This is a genomic window from Azospirillum sp. UFLA03-27 (assembly GCF_059803775.1).
Genome location: NZ_JAUQTX010000116.1, coordinates 1 through 19,829 on the forward strand (window position 1 = coordinate 1; position 19,829 = coordinate 19,829).

The window sequence follows — 19,829 nt, forward strand, 5'->3', positions numbered from 1 at the left end:
GCTGTTATAGTCTCGTGGGCTCGGAGATGTGTATAAGAGACAGCCTCCCCTGCCGGCCCGAAAAAGCCAGTCCAAGACCCGGCCGAGCGCCGCCGCCGCCGCGGACGGGCTGGTCGTCCGGCTGTCGGGGCCGACGCGCGCTCATCTGCCCTTGCAGGTCGAAGCCCTCCGGACCTTCCTCGACACCACGGCCGGGGGTGCAACCGGAAAGGGTGACGGCGATAAGGCCGTCCCGGAAAATGACGAGGCCGTGGCGGCGCTGGCGGCCGCGACCCTGCATCGGCGGTCGCCCTTCACCCATCACCTCCACCTGATGGCGTCGGACCGCACGGATCTGCGCGCGAAGTGCGAGGCCTATCTCGCGGCTCCCGAAACGCCGGACTGGGTGCAGGGGGAGGAGGTCGCGGGCCACCGGCTGGTCTGGATCTTCGCCGGCATGGGCCCGCAATGGCGGGGCATGGGGGCGGATCTGGCCGATGCCTTTCCCGTCTACCGCGATACGCTGCGCGCGTGCGACGAACGCTACGCCGCGCTGTCGGGAATCTCCCTGCTCGCCGACAGCGCGACGGCGGACGCGCACGGAGCCGGGCTGGCGCCCGTGCCGGCCCAGCCGTTGACGCTGTTCCTGCAGATCGCCCTGGCCCGTCTTCTGGAATCCCGCGGCGTGCGGGCCGACGCGGCGGTCGGCCACAGCGTCGGCGAGATCGCTGCCTTCCACGCCGCCGGGGCGATCGACCTTGCCACCGCGGTCGCCATCGTCCATCACCGCAGCCGGCTGCAGAACCGCCTGGACGGCACCGGCGGAATGCTGGCCCTGCGGGCGGCGGTGGGCGAGGCGGAAGGCCTCGTCGCCGGGCATCCCGGCATCGCGCTGGCGGCGGTGAACGGTCCGTCATCGATGACGCTCAGCGGCTCGCGCGCGGCCTTGGCTGCCCTGGCCCTCACGCTGAAGAGACGGCGCGTCCCCCACCGCGCCCTGGCGGTGGGCGTCGCCTATCACAGCGCGGCGATGGACGGCCTTGAGGAGGAGTTCCGCGCGGCACTGGCGCCCTTCTCCTTCCGGATCCCGGACCGCGCGCTCTGGTCGACGGTGACCGGCCGCCCCGTCGACGAGGCGGTGATCGGCGGTGATTTCCCCGGCTACTGGTGGCGCAACCTTCGCGACACCGTCCTCTTCGCCCCGGCCGTGGCCGGGATCGGCGCCGCGGGTCCGGCGGTGTGCCAGGAGATCAGCGCGCATCCGACGCTGCTGGCGACGGTGACGGAGACGATCGGTGCCCCGGTCGTCGCCACTCTGCACCGGGGACGGCGGGACCGGGACGCCTTTGTCGAGAGCCTGGCGCGCTGGGCGACGCTGGGGGGGCGGCCCGACTGGTCCGCGCTCCTGCCGGCACCGTCAGCCGGCGCCGTCGCGACGCTGCCCCCCTATGCCTGGCGGGAGCAGCCCTACTGGAGCGAGGCGGCCGGCATGCGGGCCTTCCGGCTGCGCCGCGGGGACCATCCGTTCCTCGGTGCCCGGTGCTCGGCGCGGGACTGGGTCTGGGAAGCCGACATCGCGCCCGAGGCCGCCTGGGACTGGAAGGACCACAAGGTGCTGGGGCGGGCGCGCATGCCGGCCGCCCTGCTCATCGAGGCGATGGCCGCCGCAATGGTGGCCGTGCGGGGGACGGCGCCGGGTGGTGCGTCCATTCGCTTCGCCGACCTGCGGTTCCACAAGGGCGCGCTGGCCCGGTCCGGCGAGGCGAGGCTGCGGTTCACCTTCGACCCCGAGCGCGGCGACCTCCGCGTTGACGACCGGGACGACGGCGGGCGCCTTGCCGACGCGGTGGCGACGACCGCCCTGCCCTGCGCGTCCGGCCACGCCGTGCAACGGTTCGACGGCTGGTGCGGGGAGGAGGCCCGCGCGTGGTCCGGGGACCGCTACTACGACGCCCTCGTCGGGCTCGGGCACGATTACGGGCCAACCTACCGCTGCATCGAGACGATCCGCTTTGACGCCGCGCGGAGCGTCTCCCGGATCAACGCGGCCGCCGTCGTGGGGCTCGCTTTCCCGCCGGTGCTTCTCGACGGGCTGCTGCAGAGCCTCCTCTTCGTGGAACTGGCGGCGCGCTCGACCGACGGCCGGCGCGAGCCGGACCGTGTTCTCGGCGGCATCGCCGACGTCCGCCTGCATCACCCGATTACGGCCGCCGAACTGCCGCTCGCGGCGGCGACCCGGCTGGTGCGGCGCGACCATCGGGAAACCGTCGGCGACGCTGTGCTCACCGACGCGCGGGGGCGGGTGATCGTCGAACTGCGCGGGGTGACGCTGTCGCCGATCGAACCGCCATCGGCGTTCTCCGGTGGCCGCGGCCCGGCGGATGCCGTCCTGACCGCGGTCTGGCGGCCGCTTCCGGCCTCTGCCGCCGATCATAACGGCGAGGAGCGGCCCGGCGTGGAGCGGCCGAAGCTGTCGTGGCGCGTCCTGGCCGACGGGAGCGGCCTCGGCCAGCGGTTCGCCGATCACCTCGCCGCGTGGAGCGTCGCGGACGTCCGCGTATGCCGCAGCGCCGAGGACGCGGCCGGCGGCGACCGGGTGGTGGATTTCCGTCCGCTCGATGTCGCCGGACCGCCGGACCGCGGCGACGGCGAACGGATCGGCCGACTGATCGGCCAGCTTCGGGACAACTGCGCGCGCCTGCGGCGGCCGTCCCGGCTGTGGCTGGTGACGCGCGCCGCGTTCGCCGACGGCGATGCGGTGGCGCCGGTGGCGCGGTCCCTGTGGAGCGCCGGGCGCACGGTGGCGGAGGCGGAACGGATCGAGATGTTCGGCGGTCTCGTGGATCTTCCGGCGTCCTTGCCCCCGGACTGGTGCGCGCGGCTCCATGACCGGACGAGCGGAGCGGACTCCGGCGGCCAGTTCCGGCTGGACGGCGCGGGCGTCTGGTGGGAGCCGGGACTGGAGCCTGCCGGCGCGCGCGCCGCGGCGCGGCCGCCGGTGCTGCGCCGGGACGCCAGCTACCTCGTCACCGGTGCCTTCGGCGCCCTCGGCGGGCTGGTCACCGGGTATCTGGCCGATCACGGTGCGCGTGCCGTCGTGCTGGTCGGCCGTCAGCCCCTACCGCCCCGCGATGCCTGGGACGACGGGCACTCCGAGGACGTTCGCCGGCGGATCGGATGGGTCCGAAGCCTGGAGCAGCGTGGCATCCGGGTCGCCGTCATCGCCGCCGACATCGCCGAGCCGGCGTTCGCGCCGGCCGTGGTGGGCGCGCTGGCGGCGCAAGGCCTGCCGCCGCTGCGCGGAATCGTCCATGCGGCGGGGGCGATCGCCGACAAGGCGCTGACGGACACCGGTCCGGCGGACGTCGCCCGTGTCCTGGGACCCAAGGTGTCGGGCCTTCACAACCTTCTCGCCGCCTGCGACGGCGGTAGCCTGGATTTCCTGTTGCTCTACGGGTCCATCGCCAGCCTGCTGCCCGCCTACGGGCAGGCGGTCTACGCCGCGGCCAACGGTTATCTCGACGGCATGGCCGACTGGCTGTGCCGCCAGGGCGTGCCCGCACGCGCGCTGGGATGGGGGCCTTGGACCACCGGCATGGGAGAGGAGGCGTCACTCGCCGCCAGCTTCCGCGCCCGTGGGTTCTTCCCGCTCGCCCCCGCCGAGGGCCGGCAGCTTCTGGACATGGTCTGGTCATTGCCGGACCCGCAGCTCTGCCTGGTGGCCGCCGACTGGCCGGCGCTCGCCATGCGCCGGCCGCCCGGCCATTGGCTGTCCCGGGGCGGGGGGCCGGGGCCGGTCGCGGCGGCCGCGCCGCGCCACGACCTGGCGACCCTGGCGGACGCCGCCCGCACCGGCGGCTCCCCGGCCGCCCGTCGCGCGCTGGCGACGGACTATCTGCGGGCCTTGGCCTCGCGGGTCATGGGAATTTCCATGGATGACCTGACGGGGGACAGCGTGCTGTCCTCGTCCGGCGCGGACTCGCTGATGGCGGTGGAGATCCAGATGCGGATCGCCGCGGACTGGTCGGTCGATCTGGGGGTCGCCGACCTCCTCGGCCCCGTGCCGCTCAAGAGTCTGGCGGAGCAGCTGGGCGATGCCGATCCACCCATGCCCGGCGCGGATCCGTGAACGGGTGTCCTGATCCGAACGCCGCGCGGAACAACCCCTGGAGATCCTCGTGGCTGGTGTGCCGCGAGCTCTAGCGGTTGCGGTCGGCCGTGTGGTCGCGCCGCGCCATCTCGTCCAGCCGGTCCTCGGTCATCGGTCATGCCGACATCGCGCAGGCGCGGTGGAATGCCGAGGTCGGCGCACAGCGCATTGCCCGGACTCGTGACCTGGGGTTTCCAGCCAGCACGACGGAGGACTGACTGTTCGACCGCTCGACCGGGGAGGGGAGGGCGTCGTCGGAGTGGCCACAGCATCCCGGCGGCGCCTGGCTGGTCGGCCATGCCGGCGGGATCGGCCCGGACAATGTGACCGAGGTTGCTGAGGATCGCCGCCACTGGGCCGTACCGACTCGACATGGAAAGAGGGGTCCGGTCCGACGACGGGCTGGACCTGGATAAGGTCGAGGCGGTGTGTCGGGCTGTTTATCGCTGAAGTGATCTGCACGGGGTAATGAAGGCGCCGATCAACCCAGCGCTTTCAACTCTGCTTCCACCCCGACCAACTCGGCCTTGATGGATTTCAGCTTCTCGCGCAGTTCGGCACGGCGTTCTTCCAAGATCGTTTTCCGATCCTTTGGCTCGGAAGAGAGGGAAGGGGACCGTAGTCGTTTGCGGAACTGCGCCAACTCGGCCTTTTTCACCGTCGGCCTGACAAGCCCCTCCTGCTTCGCCGCTTCAAGTTCATTGGGCTTGAGCGACGTCAGGAGGTATGCGGCTTCCGACTCCTTGGGAAGTTCGTCAGGAGCGACAGCCCCCTGGCGGAGTGCTGCGGCCACGGTCATGTAGCGGTTGGCGCTCTGGTAGCTCAGGTGGCGAAGGGCGCCGGCATCGATCCGTTCGGCCAGTACCTTCATGAACTGGCCATGCGGGACAGATTCCTTCCAGTCCAGAAGCAGGTCGCCCACCAGGACGAAGCGCTCCCGGCTTTCTTCGAGCAGCCGATTGATCGAGTCCTCAAAACTCTCGCCGGCTAGAGATTTGGTGGCGCCGGCCGGCTGAGTGGGTCGCCCCGCAATGGTTTCGGCTCGGCGGTCGAGCAGTTGCCCCTTCCTGACCAGCTTCACGATGCAATCCCCAGCCGCTTACGAAGATATGCCCAAAGCGCGTCGACGTCGTCGGACGCCTTTGCCCCATCCACCTCAACCACACCGACGCCAATGTCGAAGGCTCTGTGGAACTCGTTGAGATCCGGCAGTTCGACCGGGCAGAGGTCGGCGCCGATGCGTGCCAGATCCCGTTTGGTCTCCGCATTGTCGAGGGCGCGCGGTTTCAGCCGGTTAAGCACGACCACAACGGGCTTACCTGTGGTGTGCAGGAACTCCAGCACCTTTGAGGTGGAGCGTCGGTCGTTGCTGGTGCCGCTGCTCGGAACGACGATAAGGTCGGCGGCTTCGATCAATCGCCTATAGGATTCGGGATAGGCCTCGACACCAGGCGGCGTGTCGATCACGAGAACGTCGACAGGCTCCGGGGGGGTAGGGGCCTCTTCAAGGTCGGCCAAGGGCTGGATGTAAACGGAGAGGGCGGGGGCCTGTTCCGGACGTGCTTCCCACCACTCAGCAAGCTGAGGCTGCGCATCGGTATCCAAGCCAGCGACAGTCAGGCCGGAGTTAGCGATTGCAGCCAGCAGGTTGGTTGCGACCGTGGTCTTTCCGGTCCCGCCTTTCCAGTTCGTGACGAGGATCGTCTTCACCACCACTCCTATCCCTGGCGGCGCTTTGGCGCCGGTCATTGTCGTATTCGAGCTTCAGGCTGGATGTCGCAGCGTGGCGGCGGAAATTGCCATGCCATGCGCGATGTCCAGCGACCTCCAAACCGGCAAAGGAGGGGAGGTCCTTAACCGGTTTGGCCAGCCACTCGACAGACCAATTGTCCGCCGTAAAGCGCGTACTGCGCAGTTGCAGGTGAACGACTTTAACGCAGACGGCCTAGCGCAGCAACGCGGCTCAGCTCGGTCGCAAAAGTACAACGACAGATCTGGACTGAGCGGATATCGAAGGTCGGGAGGGGAGGGTGGTCGCGAAAGTCCAGGCCTCAACGCAAAGCAGCGCTCAGGGATTGGCGGCGCGGAGGGGTGCAAGCGCCGCAGAGCCTTGACCCGCCGCAACTGAGGCCATCGTCCGGACTTCTCAGGACCCGGAGGTTGCCAAGGGTCGCGGCTTGCTCCGCCGTTTTGGGTCCTTGGCTCAAAGACGCGCTGTCCTGCGGCATTCCGGCTATCGAAACCTTCGCCGACGGCGTGAGTCAGGACGAGGCAGCCATCAATGCGGGCCTCAGCATGCCCTGGAGCAACGGGCAGTCGGAGGGGCAGGTCAACAAGCTGAAGCTGATCAAGCGTCACATGTACGGACGCGGCAGCTTCGATCTGCTGCGCCGTCGCGTCCTCCTCGCAGCCTGATCCTGATCCACGCAAAATGCGGGAGGTCCGGGAAACGGGGACCATGTCATACAATGCATCGTCAAATGCCGGGACTACAAACCCAGGGGACTCCCGAGGCTTGCTTGTTTGCATCCAAACAGGCTGTCAGGGGTAGGATAGCTTTCGATACGACAGAATATGACGAAACCAAACAGTATCCAACAAAGACGTGACAATGCAGACCGCGAAGTTGAAAGCAGGAGGCCCCTTCCGTAATTAGCGGTCGGGGCCTTTTGCTGTCAGACCTCCAGGCGCGTTGCGAGGCGGGCGAAGGTGAAGGGCTCATCCGTCAGGAAGCGGATGTCCTCGATCACCTGGGCGCGCAGCGAGCGGTCGTCGATGCTGCGGCCCCAGAAGGCCGTCTCGCCGAGATAGGCGGCGACCATTGCCTCCAGCGCCGCCGGGGTGCCGTCGTCCAGGGCGCCGATCGCGCGGACGCGCTCGACGATTTCGGCGGAGTCACGCGGCGGCAGCGTGTCGGCGCCGGGGAAGCGGCCGAGGTAGAAGGCCAGCCAAGCGGCCAGCGACAGGCCCATCAGCGGCGCCGGCCGGCCGAACCGCTCCCGGTAGGCGAGCAGCCGGTCCAGGTTGCGGGTCTGGTACTTGACGAGGCCGTTCAGGCTGATGTCGTACCACAGGTGCCGGATGTAGGGGTTGCGGAAGCGGCGCAGCACGGCGGCCGCGAAGTCCTCCAACTCCGGCTTCGGCAGGGTGAGGAAGGGGATGACCTCCTCGTTGAGCAGCCGGTCGAGGAAGCGCGCCCCGGCGGGATCGCTCACCGCCTCGCCCACCGTCTCGACGCCCGCCAGCAGGGCCAGGGCGCACAGGCCGGTGTGGGCGCCGTTGAGGATGGCGACCTTGCGCGCCTTGTAGGGGGTGACGTCGGCGGTGACGATGGTGCCCTCATCATGCTCGCCCAGCGGCAGGCGCAGCGCCGGCATCCCATCCTTGCGCTCGATCACGAAGAGGTGGAACAGCTCCGCCGCCGCCATGAAGCTGTCGTCGTAACCCAGCTCGCGGCGCAGGTCGTCGGCCTCGGCGCGCGGGAAGCCGGGGACGATGCGGTCGACCAGCGTGTTGTAAAAGGCGTTCGCCGTCTCGATCCACTCGATGAAGGCCGGCTCCAGCGCCCAGTCGCGGGCGTGCAGCAGGACGATGCGCTTCAGTTCCTCGCCGTTGTGGTCGATCAACTCGCAGGCCAGCATCTGCAGGCCGGCCTCCGCAGCGCCGTCGAAGGCCTTCCAGCGCTCGTGCAGGAAGCGGGTCATCTTGCCGGGGAAGGAGACCGGCGGCTCGTCGGCGTAGGCCACCGACGGGACATAGGCGATGCCGGCGTCGGTGGTGTTGGACACGACCACCGTGACGTTCGGGTCGCGCGCCAGCTCCAGCACAGACGCCCATTCGCCGTGCGCGGCGATCTCGTTGCGCACGCAGCCGATCAGCCGGGCCTGCGAGACCTTCTGGCCAGCCTCGTCGACGCCGCGCGACAGGACGGTGTAGACGCCCTCCTGCTCGTTCAGCGTCTGCGGGAAGCCGCCGGCGATCGGGCGGATGACGGTCACGCCCCAGTCGCCACCGGTGGCCTCGTTCAGGCGGTCGACCTTCCAGTCGAAGAAGGCGCGCAGGAAATTGCCTTCGCCGAATTGCACGATCCGCGTCGTCGTCGGGCGCGGCCGGCCGTTGAGAAAGGATGCGTTCAGGCGCTCCATGGTCGGCGTCCTTGTCTGAAGGGTGGTGGTGGGGTTCAGAGCGTGACGCCGGACTTGAAGATCACGAGGTCATGGACGTCGTTCTCCTCGTTGCGCGCTTCTTTGCCGTTGGCGACGGCGAGGATGCTGTCGATGAAGGACGGCAGCAGGCTGTCCACCGTGGCGGTGGCCTCGGCGATGGGGCCGGCGTTGAAGTCGATCCAGTGCCGCTTCTTCTCGGCCATGGCGGTGTTGGTGGCGATCTTCATGGTCGGCACGACGCCGCCCAGCGGCGTGCCGCGGCCGGTGGTGAACAGCACGATGTGGCAGCCGGCGGCGGCCAGGGCGGTGACCGCCACGCCGTCGTTGCCCGGCGCCTCCAGCAGGGTCAGGCCCGGCTTGCGGATGCGCTCGGCGTAGCGGATGACGTCGCGCACCGGGGAAAGGCCGGCCTTCTGGGTGCAGCCCAGCGACTTCTCCTCCAGCGTGCTGATGCCGCCCGCCTTGTTGCCGGGCGACGGGTTTTCGTAGATCGGCTGGTTGTGGTCGAGGAAATACTGCTTGAAGTCGTTGATCAGGGTGACGACGCCCTCGAACACCTCGCGGTTCTCGGCGCGCTCCATCAGCAGATGCTCGGCGCCGAACATCTCCGGCACCTCGGTCAGCACGGTGGCGCCGCCGATGCCGCACAGCCAGTCGGAGAAGGCGCCCAGCAGCGGGTTGGCGGTGATGCCGGAGAAGCCGTCCGAGCCGCCGCACTTCAGCCCGATGCGCAGGCGGTCGGCGCCGACCGGCTCGCGCTTGTCCTCGCGCATCACCGCGGCCAGTTCGGTCATCGCCTCCAGCGACGCCTCCAGCTCGTCCGACACCTCCTGGGTGGTCAGATAGCGCAGGCGGCGCGGGTCGGGATGCTCGAAACCCTGGGTGAACAGGGCGCGGGTGTTGTTCTCGCAGCCCAGCCCCATGACCAGCACGCCGCCGGCGTTGGGGTGGATGGCGAAGTCGCGCAGGATGTTGCGGGTGTTGTCGAGGTCGCCGCCGAGCTGCGAGCATCCATAGGGATGCTCCAGCACCATGACGCGGGAGCCCTCGGGCAGCAGGCCCATCTTCTCGAAGCGCTTGGCCGCGTTCTTGGCGAGGCCGTTGACGCAGCCGACCAGCGGGATGATCCACAGGTCGTTGCGCACGCCGATCTCGCCGTTGGCGCGGACGAAGGCCTGGATGGTCGGCGCCTCCCGTTTGGCCGGCGCCGCGTCGTTCGCCGGTCCGGCGTAGGCGTAGTCCTGCAGGCCGCCCAGCGCGGTCCCGATGTTGTGGGTGTGGATGTGCCGCCCCACCGGGATCGCCTCCTTGGCGAGGCCGATCACGCTGCCGTACTTGATGACCCGGTCGCCCGGCTGGTGCGGCGTCACGGCGAACTTGTGGCCCTGCGGCACCTCGTCGAGCAGGACGACGCCCAGACCGTCGATCGCGGTGCCCTGGGCCAGCGGCTCCAGGGCGACGGCGACGGTGTCGCTGGAATGGATCTTCAGGTACTTCGACATGTCAGGCCCCTTGGGGGAGAAGCGAGGGAAGCGGGAGGGCGGCAGGAGGGCTTAGCGGGCCAGAACCAGCGAGAGTTCCGGCACGAAGGTGACGATCATCAGCGCCACGAACAGCGCCACGAAGAGCAGGGTGGATTGCTTCATGAAGTCCGAGATCTTCACCTTGGCGAGGTTGCAGACCAGCAGCATCACCGTGCCCACCGGCGGCGTCAGACAGCCGACCGCGAGGTTCACGATCACCACGATGCCGAAATGGATCGGGTCGATGCCGAGCTGGTGCACCGTCGGCATCAGCAGCGGGACCATGACGATGAGGATCGCGTTGCCCTCGATCAGCATGCCGAGGAACAGCAGGAGCAGGTTGAGGATGAGCAGGAAGACGTACTTGTTGTCGGTCAGCGCCGTGATGTAGGTCGCCAACTGCTGCGCCGCCTGCTCCAGCGACAGGATCCAGGCCAGCGCCGAGCAGGCCATGATGACCAGCATCACCGACGAGGTCGCCTTGAAGGTGCCGACCAGGGCGTCCACCACATGGGCGACGCGCATCTCGCGGTAGATCACGAAGCCGATCACCAGGACGATCAGCACGGCCACCGCGCCCGCTTCCGTCGGGGTGAAGATGTTGGCGCGGATGCCGCCGATGATGGCGACCAGCAGGACCAGCACCGGCCAGGCCCCGATCAGCGCGCTGGTGGTCTCCGACCGGGTCGGCCAGCTGTCGCGGGACGGCGGATAGCCGTTGCGCTTGGACACGATGTAGGCGGCGACCATCAGCATGGCCGCCATCACGATGCCGGGCAGGATGCCGGCCATGAACATGGCGCCGATGGAGACGTCGGCGACGAGGCCATAGATGATCAGCGCAATGCCCGGCGGGATGATCGGCGTCACCAGCGCGCCCGACGCGGTGACGGCGGCGGCGAAGGCGCGGTTGTAGCCCTTGCGCTCCATCTCCGGCACCAGCATGCGGGTCAGCATGGCACTGTCGGCGAGGTTGGAGGCGCTGACGCCGCCCAGCAGCGTGCTCAGCATGATGTTGGTCAGCGCCATGCCGCCGGTGAACTTGCCGACCAGCAGGTCGGCCACGCGCAGCAGGCGCTTCGCCACGCCGGTGTGGTCCATCAGCGTGCCGAGCAGGATGAAGAAGGGAATCGCCAGGAGGGACAGATTCTGCGAGGCGCCGATCAGCCGCTGCACCGCGATTTGGTCGGGCACCGGGCTGAAGAACACAAAATATACAAGAACGGATGCGAAAATAGCAATGTAAAGCCGCATGTTCAAAGCGAACAGGCAAAGCATGATGAGAATGATGACGGGCCAGCTCATGGCGTCTTCCCCTTCGCGATCACCATGATGTCGATAAAGCAGCGGCGCAGGAGATAGGCGACGAGGCCAACTGCACCGACCGGAACGGCGATGTCGATCCAGAACCACGAAATCTGAAGAATTTCAGTCAGCTTGTACTGGGCGCTCTGGGCGAGCAGATAGCCGAGCCAGCCGGCGTAGGTCAGAACCACGATCGACAGGGCCGAAACGGCCAGATCGACCGCCGCCCGGATGCGGGTGGGCAGAAGGTCCACGAACAGCGGGATGTCGAGATGCTGGCCGTCACGCTCGGCGACGATGGCGCCGATCATGATGATCCAGATCATCAGAAGCCCGGACATTTCCTCGCCCCAGTGCAGCGGGGCGTCGAAGATGTAGCGCGCGAACACCGCCGCGATGGTCATCACCACCAGAGCGGCCAGCGCGCCTCCCGCGACGACCGATGGCAGACGCCGGATCAACTCCATGGCATACTCCTCCTAACGATCCGGGCGGAGCGGCAACCCCGCCCGGATTTGCTTATTTTTACTTGAGGTCCTTCTGGATCTGCTCGTACAGGCCGGCCGACCACTTGGGGAACTGGGTGTAGACGACCTTGGTGGCCTCGCGGAACGGCGCCGGATCCGGCTGGATCACGGTGACGCCGGACGCCTTCATCTTCTCGATGAACTCGGCGTCCTGCTCGGCGGCCAGCTTCTGGCTGTAGAGGCCGGCCTCGTAGCCGGTCTCATGGACCATCTTCACGACGTCCGCCGGCAGCTTGCTGAAGAAGGCCTCACCGCCGACCCACACCGACGTGTTGGTCAGGTAGCCGACGAGGCTGAGATACTTGGCCTGCTCATGCAGCTTGGCGCCATACAGCACGGAGATCGGGTTCTCCACGCCGTCGATCAGACCGGTGGTCAGGGCCGGGTAGACCTCGCCCAGTGGCATCGGCGTCGCGGTGGCGCCCATCGCCTCGATCGTCTTGATCTGCATCACGTTGTTCGGGACGCGGATCTTCATGCCCTTGAGGTCCTCGGGCGTGTTGATCGGCTTCTTGGCGAGGATGTGGCGCACGCCGTACAGGTAGTTGGACATGACGATGTGCACGCCCTTCTTGCGCAGCGCCTCGTCCTTCTTCTTGAACCAGTCGCTCTCGTAGATCTTGAAGAGCTTCTGGGGGTCGTCGGTCAGGTACGGGCCGAACAGAACGCCGAGGTCCGGATCGTAATCCTGCAGGAAGCCGACGTCGGACAGGGTGATGACGTTCATGCCCATCATCGCCTGTTCCATCACGTCCTTCTTGGCGCCCAGCTGGGAGCTGGGGAACAGCTTCAGGGTGACCTCACCCTTGCTCTTCTCCTTCAGAAGGTCGGCCCAGTGATGCATCACCCGGTCGAGCGGCTCGCCCGGGTTGTTCTCGTACGCGACCATGATTTCGGTCTTGGCCATGGCGCCGGACGCGGCACCGATGGACAGCACGCACGCGGCAAGGGCGGACGCCAGAAAGCGCTTCATTATTTCCTCCATAGTGGATGCCGGAGGGCCCGTCTGTGGACGGCGCCCATAGGCAGATTCCGCCGACAGGGCGGAACCCGGCGACGGGACCGGCACGCCCCGCCGCGGCAGTTCTGATGACGACAGCGCCTTGCGGGCGCCGCCGGAACGGTCAGCGCTCGATCATCACCTTGACCGTGGTATCGCGCTCCTTGGCCCAGTAGGGCAGGGCCTTGTCGGCCTCCTCGAAGGGAAAGACCTTGGAGATCAGGTCGTCGGGGGCGTGGTCGAGCGTTTCGAGATAGCGGATGACGGCCTGGAAATCCTCGGAGGTCGCGTTGCGCGACCCCATGATGTCCAGCTCCTTCAGGTTGAAGAACTGCGTCTTGTAGGACACCGGCTCCTTGGCGTAGCCGATGTAGACGACGCGGCCGGCGAAGGACACGAGGTCGATGGCCTGGGTGAAGGTGGCGGGCAGGCCGACCGCCTCGATCACCACGTCGGCGCCGTCACCGTTGGTCAGCTCCATGACGCGGGCGGCCACATCCTCCTTGGCGGCGTCGATGGTGTGGGCGGCGCCGTAGCGGCGGGCTAGACCGGTCTTCGCCTCGCCGATGTCGACCGCGATCACCGTGGCGCCGCGATGGACGGAGCCGGCAATGGCGCCCATGCCGATCATGCCGCAGCCCAGCACCAGCACGGTGTCGGCCGCCTCGACGCGACCGCGCGCCGCTGCGTGGAAGCCGACCGACAGCGGCTCGACCAGCGCCAGATGGCGCGGCGCCAGCGTGTCGTTCAGGATCAGCTTGCCGTAAGGCAGGACGATGCGCTCGGCCAGACCGCCGTTCTGCTGCACGCCCAGCGTGCGGTTGCTGCGGCAGGCGTTGACCCGACCCTTGCGGCAGGACGGGCAGGTGCCGCAGGCGGTGTAGGGAATGACGATGGCGCGCCGGCCCACGGTGTATTCAGCCGGAACGCCCTCGCCCACAGCGGCGATTTCGCCGCCGATCTCGTGGCCGGGGATGCGCGGCAGGGAAACCAGCGGGTTCAGCCCCTTGAAAGTGCTGAGGTCGCTGCCGCACAGGGCGACGTGGCGGATGGCCAGGAGCACCTCGCCGGGGCCGGGAGTCGGCTCCGCCACCTCGTGGATCGCGCAGACGTCCACGCCTTCGATCATCAGTGCTTTCACAGGTGATGTCCTTTTTTAGGAAGCGGACGTGTTCAGGGCATGGGCGTAGCCGAAGGCTGCGCCTCCTGGTTGAACACGCTTTCGCTGAATTGGAAGTGTGCGTTGCTGGCCTCGACGGCCTTCTCGACGGAGCGCTCGCGCAGCGCTGCGATGATCTGGCGATGATAATCGACCGTGGTCGGCCCGATCACCGCATTGCTCTTGCCGATCTCCATGTAATAGATCATCGGCTGCGACATCGCCTGATACATCTTCTGCAACATGGAGTTGCGGGATGCGGCGACGATGGCGGCGTGGAAGCGGAAGTCCACTTCCGCCGCTTCGCGCACCGTCAACTGGTGCTCCATGTCTTCGGCCAGACGGTTGAGCCCGTCGATCTCCGCATCGGTGATGTGCCGGACCACTTCAGGCAGCACGCCGATCTCGATGATCCGGCGGAACTGCAAGACTTCCCGACAGGTTTTGACGCTGCGGTCGAAGCATTGATCGAGAATACGGAACATCGCCTCGATGTCCGGCTTGCTGGCGCGCGGGCCGCGCTGCGTCTTCTCCACCAAGCCGTAGGCTTCGAGGAAGATGATGACTTCGCGGATCGTGTTGCGGCTGACGCCGAACCGTTCGGCCAGCAGACGTTCGTTCGGAAGCAGATCGCCGGGCTGGTAGCGCTCGGGAATCTCCTTGCGAAGCTCTTCGAAGATGGCTTTGACGGTTGAGACGCCGTTCATGATCGCGCCGCCTGAGTTTGGTCCAACAATTGGACAACTGATGGCGAAACGATAGCACCGTGCGGCGGCGCACGAAACGGCAAAGAGAGTCATAAAATGTTGAAAACAGCGCTGTTAACGCATGATGCAAAACGTAGCGCACGCTCCGAGAGAAAAACGCGATAGCGTCCACGCCCGGCGGGCAGCGCCTCTACTCGGACTTGGCGATCACGACGGCCTTGAACCTTGCGCGCCGTGTTCCGGCTGCCATTGCACCAAACCGAAGGCTTGGTCGGCTCCATCGTCCAACTGGTTGGCGTGGACTTTGCCGTCCCGGACCATTCCACCCTCAGCCGCCGCGCCCAGACCCTGGACCTCCCACCGGAGCCGGTATCTTCGGGCGGCGCTGTGGAGTTGCTGGTCGACAGCACGGGTGTGAAGCTGTGTGTTCCCGGAAAATGGTTGGTCGAAAAGCAAGGGCCCCAGCGCCGACGCGCGTGGAAGAAGCTGCGTGTCGGTCTGGTTGCCGTGACCGGGCAGATCCTCGCGGTGACCCTGACCGACCACGATGTTGATGACGGCTCGCGGCATTATCTTGCGTTGATGACGGCTCGCGGCATTATCTTGCTCGGATGTCGCTGCTCTTGTATGCCCGCCATCAATTTCCGCCCGCCGTCATCCGGCATGCGATCTGGCTCTATCTGCGGTTCACCCTGAGCTACCGGGATGTCGAGGAGCTGCTGGCGGGACGTGGCGTGAACGTGTCCTACGAGACGGTGCGGCGCTGGGTCGTGAAGTTTGGCCCGGCCATCGCCGGCAACCTGCGGCGGCTCCGGCCGAAGCCCAGCCCGCGCTGGCACTTGGGTGAGATGATCATCCGGATTGGCGGCCGGCTGATGTCCCTGTGGCGGGCGGTCGACGATGAGGGCGAGGTGCTGAAGGTGCTCGTTCAGCGCCGACGCGACAGGGCGGCCGCCGGCAAGCTGATGCGCAAGCTCCTCAAGAAGCATGGCTTCGCGCCCACCCAGGTGACCACCGACCAGTTGCGCTCCTATGGGGCGGCGTTCCGGGAGATTGGCTTGGCGGCGCGCCATGAGCAAGGCCGCCGCCAGAGCAACCGCGCCGAGGTCTCGCACCAGCCACTACGGCGACGCGAACGGAAAAGCCAGCGCTTCAAATCGCCGGGGTCCGCCCAGCGCTTCGTCTCCCTGCACGCCGCCGTCTACAACGGCTTCAACCTTCAGCGCCACTTGGTCGCCCGCCACACCCTGCGCACCTTCCGGGCGCAGGCCAGGGCCGACTGGCAGGCCGCAACCGCCGCAGCGTGAGTAAAGCTGCGAATTCAGTCTGTACCCCGGCTCGGTTCCCGTGGCAACGCCTCTCCAATTGCATGATGAGGAGGTATCATGCCAGCCACCGACAGAAGAATGAGCGGTGCGACGATATCACGGTGGGAAGAGGCTCGACCGAACCGGCCCGTTCACATAAAGCGTTCTCATCGCCCCCGTAGCCCTTCCTCGAGCAATGCCTCCAGTCTGGTGGGATCGATTGGCTTGTGCAGCATGCGAATGCCGGTCCGCCCGGCCTCGGCCAGCCGTTCAGCCGAGGTGTCGCCGGTCACCAGAACCGTGATCGGCGTGCCGCGTCGGCGGGCTTCGCTGATGATGACCACGCCGGTCTCTCCCGCACCCAGGGAGTGATCGGCGATCAGGATGTCCGGTGGAGCCTCAAACTCCTTCAGCATGATCCGGGCCTGCGCCAGCGTGCGGGCAGTGCGCACGGACACGCCCCAGCTCCCTAGGGTGACCTCCAACGCTTTCAGCACCATTGGTTCATCGTCCACCACCAGGGCCGTCCGGCCCCGCAACGTCCCGTAGAGCGCCTCTCGTCCAGCGGCTGGCACCTGCGCTTCGTCTTCTGCCAACGGAAGCGTCAGGCTGAAGGTGGACCCTTTACCGGGTTCGGAGCGGACCGTCACCCGGGTCGCCAGCAGATCGGCGACCCTCTGCACGGTGGCGAGGCCGATGCCGAAGCCGCGTGCATGCTCACGGGTCGCGTTTCCGATCTGGTAATAGGGATCGAAGATGCGCTCCATCTCCTCCGGGGCGATGCCCCGCCCGGTGTCGGTCACGTCGATCGCCAGCTGGTTCTCTTCGACTCGCGTCTCCACCGTGACGCCGCCCTGTTCGGTGTATTTGATGGCGTTGGAAATCAGGTTGCGCAGCACCAATTCCACCAGCAGCGGGTCGGACCGGACCGATCTGGCAGCCGGCGGCATATGCAACCACAGCTTCGCCTCGCGCGCCGGGCCTTGGAACTCGCCGTAAAGACGCTTCAGCAACTCGTCGAGGTCGAAGACCCGCTCCTGCGCCGTGAGCAGGCCGGCGTCGAGTCGCGCCACCTCCAGGAGCCCGCTCAGCATGCCCGTCAGGCTGGTCATGCTGTCCGACAGCGGCTTCAGCAGTTCGTGCGCCTTCGGGTCGAGCGGCTGCCGCCGCAAAAGCTCGAGAAACAGGTTGGCCGCCTGCACCGGCTGGCGCAGATCATGGCTGACCGAGGCGAGGAAGTTCGACTTCTCCCGGCTCGCCGCCTCGGCCGCGTCACGTGCCTGTTGCAGCAAGGCTTCGGCGTGCTTGCGGTCGTGGATGTCGGTCGAGGTGCCGAACCAGCGGAGGATCGCGCCACCGTGCGGATCGCGGTAGGGCAGGCCGCGGACCAGGAACCAACGGTACTCCCCCGTCTTCGAACGGAGACGATGCTCGGCAAGGAAAAGGCTGCCCGCCTGCTGTGCCTCTTGGAAGCGCTCGGTCGTCAGCGCCGCATCGTCCGGATGGATGAAGTCGGCGATGACGTCCGACACCGTGGTTGGCGCCGTCCGAGCGTCGTAAGCGACACCCGTATAGTCGGTCCATTGGCGGTTGAAGAACTCGACCCGTCCCTCGGCGTCGGTGATCCAGACGATCTGCGGCACGGCGTCCGCCATCAGACGGAACCGCGCCTCGCTTTCGCGCAGGGCCGCTTCGGTCTCCCGCCGGACGGTCAGATCGGCCGTGACCGCCAGGAAATGGCTCTCGTCCCCGTCGTTGCCGGGCACGATCGTGATGCCGCTGTTCGCCCAGACGTGCGTCCCGTCGGGCCGCCGGTAGCGCTTGTCGAGCGCCACGGTCTCACCCGTCCGCAAGGCCTGTTCAATGGCTTTGCGGCTCGCCGCAAGATCATCCGGGTGGGTGACGTCGGCGACGGACAAGCCCACGACCTCCTCCCGCGGACGTCCCAGGATTCGGCAGAGTTCGTCGTTCACGCGGAGGAAGCGGCCATCCGGCGTGAGTTCCGACAGGCCGACCGCCGCGCGGGCGAAGAGGGCGGACAGCCGCGCCTCGCTGCGCCGCAGGGCCTCGTCGGTGCTCCGGCGGGAGGTGATGTTGCTGGCGGTCCCGAACCACTCGCAGACCTCGCCGTCCGCATCCAGGATCGGCACAGCCCGCGAATGCGTCCATCCCAGTGATCCGTCGGCCTGCCGGACCCGATGCTCCAGATCGAAGGCGCTCTTGGTCCGGATGGCTTCCCGTACGGCGTCGAGAAGCTGCGGCTGATCGTCCGGATGGATGTACTCCTCGAGCCACGCCTTGTTGCCGTCCGTCGTATCGGTGAGGAAGCCGTGCCCGTCAAGCTGCCGCAGTTCCGTCCAGTCGATGTTCATGCGGTAGATGGCGTAGGAGGAGGCCTTCACCAGGGCGCGGAAGCGGCTCTCGCTGTCGCGCAAGGCGAGTTCGGTCCGCTTGCGGTTGGTCACCTCATGCACCGTCACAAGGACGCCCGCGATGGTTCCGGCATCGTTGCGAACCGGACTGTAGGTGAGGTCGAACCAGGTTTCCTCCGCCACGCCGTTGCGCTCGAGGATCAGCTTCTGGTCGTCGAACCCGCGGGATTCACCGTGGAGCACGGCCTCGTAGATCGGTCCGTTGAAGTCCCAAACCTCGGGCCAACACTCGCGGGTGGGTTGGCCAAGGGCGCGGGGATGTTTGCCGGCGGTAATTTCGGCGTAGCAATCGTTGTAGATCTGGATGAGGTCTGGTCCCCAGAGAACAATCATGCCAAGCGGGGAGGCAAGAATCAGGTCGACGACTACCTGCAAGGACAGAGGCCAGTTCGCCTTCGGTCCGAGGGACGTCGCAGCCCAATCATGGGTCCGGATCAGCGCTCCCATGGCCCCGCCTCCACTGGGCCAATCCAGCTCCGAACCGATGCCGTCAGGGATCATGGCCGCCGCTTGTGGCAGGAGGCTGGGCAAGCGACGCCGGCGGCAGCGCAACACGCTCCTGAAGCAGGCGCAAGCCGTCGCGCACCACTTCGCTGGCCGTCTGGTAGCGACCGGACGCCACCAGAGTCTGGACGAAGCGGTCGAGTTCCGGGGTGAGGGAGATGCTCTGGCTGATGCGCCTGGACATGTGACCATCGCAACGGAAGAGAAGCGGTGCCACAGAGTACGACACCGGGTTGGAGCCCGGAAGTCGACCGAAGGGCATGATACCTCCAGTCATAGTTTTCAAACGGGGGGAGGAGCGGTGGCAATGCAGAAGACAATGCAGCGGGCGTGTCTGAGAGGCAAGCTGGGCTGGATCGGGCTTGGATCAAATGCATCGGGCCGTAAGCATCGAGCGGTAATGAAGCAACTCTAAAGCGCGAGATGCTGATCTTTGATTGAATGTAAATCTGTTACTGCGCCTGAAAAGTTGCATAATGGCGCCGCCACCTTGTCGGTTGTTTGATTGCTGGGGAATGGTTGGCCCATCAGGCCGCTATGGGCGCGGCAACGCTGGACATGCGGGTTCTTGCTAAAGACACTCCCAAGGAACTAGGCGGGGCACTTTTCGCCACCCCGGCGGCGCAAAATATCGTGCCGCCGGGGTGGCGAAAAGTGCCCCGCCTGCTGTTGACGCCGGAAAAGGGAGCGTAAGTTCGGACGTGGAAGCGGTCGCTCGTGAGAAAAAGAGGCAGTCTCCGCCTAATGTTGTGGTGAGCGAGTTCTGATTCGCCGGTTGGACGACTGGGCTGCAAGCCATTGCCGCGGCCCGTCGGTCGATGGTGCCGGTCACCGGCAACCTACCGCTGCACAACCCCTTTTCCCGGGGGATCTGAAACTGCCCCAGGCAAAAGCCTCCACCACCTCCAGCAACCGGGGAGCGCCATTGAGCGCAGCCTGTGGGTCGACCGCAATCCCAATCTTGGAAGAGGAACGAAGCAAAGAGGATTCACTTAGGGTCCGGACTCATAACCAGTAGGCGACGGTTGCCACGATGTAGACGGCTGCCATGAAGTTGGTGGCGGAGCGGT

Annotated in this window: 15 protein-coding genes; 4 read left to right on the forward strand and 11 right to left on the reverse strand. The window is 66.9% G+C overall.

The features are described from left to right. Positions 1-28 precede the first annotated feature (28 nt). Positions 29-4,108 carry an acyltransferase domain-containing protein gene (locus Q4I23_RS17785; RefSeq protein ID WP_498527058.1) on the forward strand — a complete coding sequence of 1,360 codons (4,080 nt, stop codon included), beginning with the start codon at positions 29-31 and terminating at the stop codon, positions 4,106-4,108. A gap of 502 nt (positions 4,109-4,610) precedes the next feature. Here the strand turns inward: Q4I23_RS17785 and Q4I23_RS17790 are convergent. Together Q4I23_RS17790 and Q4I23_RS17795 are read right to left on the reverse strand one after the other, a co-directional pair. Further along, complete coding sequence (locus Q4I23_RS17790) at positions 4,611-5,210, reverse strand: hypothetical protein (RefSeq protein WP_454019810.1); 600 nt, start codon at positions 5,208-5,210, stop codon at positions 4,611-4,613. Further along, complete coding sequence (locus Q4I23_RS17795) at positions 5,207-5,842, reverse strand: nucleotide-binding protein (protein WP_237906659.1); 636 nt, start codon at positions 5,840-5,842, stop codon at positions 5,207-5,209. The genes Q4I23_RS17790 and Q4I23_RS17795 overlap by 4 nt, the downstream gene beginning before the upstream one ends. 447 nt (positions 5,843-6,289) lie before the next feature. Here Q4I23_RS17795 and Q4I23_RS17800 point away from each other — a divergent pair, with 447 nt between their 5' ends. Beyond that, positions 6,290-6,544, forward strand: a complete 255-nt coding sequence (locus Q4I23_RS17800; RefSeq protein WP_498527059.1) for a transposase — start codon at positions 6,290-6,292, stop codon at positions 6,542-6,544. Between the two features lie 260 nt (positions 6,545-6,804). On the opposite strand, the gene Q4I23_RS17805 is transcribed toward Q4I23_RS17800, so the two are convergent. The 7 genes from Q4I23_RS17805 to Q4I23_RS17835 form a co-directional block, all read right to left on the reverse strand. Further along, a complete protein-coding gene (locus Q4I23_RS17805; protein ID WP_498527060.1) occupies positions 6,805-8,274 on the reverse strand; it encodes a tagaturonate reductase in 1,470 nt (489 codons plus the stop codon). A gap of 35 nt (positions 8,275-8,309) precedes the next feature. Beyond that, positions 8,310-9,797, reverse strand: a complete 1,488-nt coding sequence (locus tag Q4I23_RS17810) for a UxaA family hydrolase (RefSeq protein WP_498527061.1) — start codon at positions 9,795-9,797, stop codon at positions 8,310-8,312. Positions 9,798-9,848: 51 nt separating this feature from the next. After that, positions 9,849-11,123: a TRAP transporter large permease gene (locus Q4I23_RS17815; RefSeq protein WP_498527062.1), complete on the reverse strand. Its 1,275-nt coding sequence runs from the start codon at positions 11,121-11,123 to the stop codon at positions 9,849-9,851. Next, entirely contained in the window at positions 11,120-11,590 is a 471-nt protein-coding gene (locus Q4I23_RS17820; RefSeq protein ID WP_454019805.1) for a TRAP transporter small permease, read from the reverse strand. The genes Q4I23_RS17815 and Q4I23_RS17820 overlap by 4 nt, the downstream gene beginning before the upstream one ends. 58 nt (positions 11,591-11,648) lie before the next feature. Beyond that, complete coding sequence (locus Q4I23_RS17825; RefSeq protein WP_035677013.1) at positions 11,649-12,623, reverse strand: C4-dicarboxylate TRAP transporter substrate-binding protein; 975 nt, start codon at positions 12,621-12,623, stop codon at positions 11,649-11,651. Between the two features lie 151 nt (positions 12,624-12,774). Beyond that, on the reverse strand, positions 12,775-13,791 hold the full coding sequence (locus tag Q4I23_RS17830) for a zinc-binding alcohol dehydrogenase family protein (protein WP_307832782.1): 1,017 nt from the start codon (positions 13,789-13,791) through the stop codon (positions 12,775-12,777). Positions 13,792-13,823: 32 nt separating this feature from the next. After that, positions 13,824-14,516, reverse strand: a complete 693-nt coding sequence (locus Q4I23_RS17835) for a FadR/GntR family transcriptional regulator (RefSeq protein WP_237906654.1) — start codon at positions 14,514-14,516, stop codon at positions 13,824-13,826. A gap of 234 nt (positions 14,517-14,750) precedes the next feature. On the opposite strand from Q4I23_RS17835, the gene Q4I23_RS17840 reads away from it, so the two are divergent. Together Q4I23_RS17840 and Q4I23_RS17845 are read left to right on the forward strand one after the other, a co-directional pair. Next, entirely contained in the window at positions 14,751-15,212 is a 462-nt protein-coding gene (locus Q4I23_RS17840; RefSeq protein WP_498527065.1) for a transposase, read from the forward strand. Continuing rightward, positions 15,128-15,823 carry an IS6 family transposase gene (locus tag Q4I23_RS17845; RefSeq protein WP_498527063.1) on the forward strand — a complete coding sequence of 232 codons (696 nt, stop codon included), beginning with the start codon at positions 15,128-15,130 and terminating at the stop codon, positions 15,821-15,823. Before Q4I23_RS17840 ends, Q4I23_RS17845 begins: the two co-directional genes overlap by 85 nt. Before the next feature lie 167 nt (positions 15,824-15,990). Here the strand turns inward: Q4I23_RS17845 and Q4I23_RS17850 are convergent, their stop codons facing one another. After that, positions 15,991-18,702, reverse strand: a complete 2,712-nt coding sequence (locus Q4I23_RS17850) for a PAS domain-containing sensor histidine kinase (RefSeq protein ID WP_498527064.1) — start codon at positions 18,700-18,702, stop codon at positions 15,991-15,993. Positions 18,703-18,745: 43 nt separating this feature from the next. Continuing rightward, positions 18,746-18,943: a type II toxin-antitoxin system ParD family antitoxin gene (locus tag Q4I23_RS17855; protein WP_237906652.1), complete on the reverse strand. Its 198-nt coding sequence runs from the start codon at positions 18,941-18,943 to the stop codon at positions 18,746-18,748. Positions 18,944-19,829: the final 886 nt, after the last annotated feature.

Bases quoted from the DNA above. Each gene is read 5' to 3' on its own strand.
- Q4I23_RS17805 (WP_498527060.1), bottom strand. From the start codon at position 8,274: ATGGAGCGCCTGAACGCATCCTTTCTCAACGGCCGGCCGCGCCCGACG.
- Q4I23_RS17810 (WP_498527061.1), bottom strand. From the start codon at position 9,797: ATGTCGAAGTACCTGAAGATCCATTCCAGCGACACCGTCGCCGTCGCC.
- Q4I23_RS17815 (WP_498527062.1), bottom strand. From the start codon at position 11,123: ATGAGCTGGCCCGTCATCATTCTCATCATGCTTTGCCTGTTCGCTTTG.
- Q4I23_RS17820 (WP_454019805.1), bottom strand. From the start codon at position 11,590: ATGGAGTTGATCCGGCGTCTGCCATCGGTCGTCGCGGGAGGCGCGCTG.
- Q4I23_RS17825 (WP_035677013.1), bottom strand. From the start codon at position 12,623: ATGAAGCGCTTTCTGGCGTCCGCCCTTGCCGCGTGCGTGCTGTCCATC.
- Q4I23_RS17835 (WP_237906654.1), bottom strand. From the start codon at position 14,516: ATGAACGGCGTCTCAACCGTCAAAGCCATCTTCGAAGAGCTTCGCAAG.
- Q4I23_RS17845 (WP_498527063.1), top strand. From the start codon at position 15,128: ATGTCGCTGCTCTTGTATGCCCGCCATCAATTTCCGCCCGCCGTCATC.
- Q4I23_RS17850 (WP_498527064.1), bottom strand. From the start codon at position 18,702: ATGGGAGCGCTGATCCGGACCCATGATTGGGCTGCGACGTCCCTCGGA.
- Q4I23_RS17855 (WP_237906652.1), bottom strand. From the start codon at position 18,943: ATGTCCAGGCGCATCAGCCAGAGCATCTCCCTCACCCCGGAACTCGAC.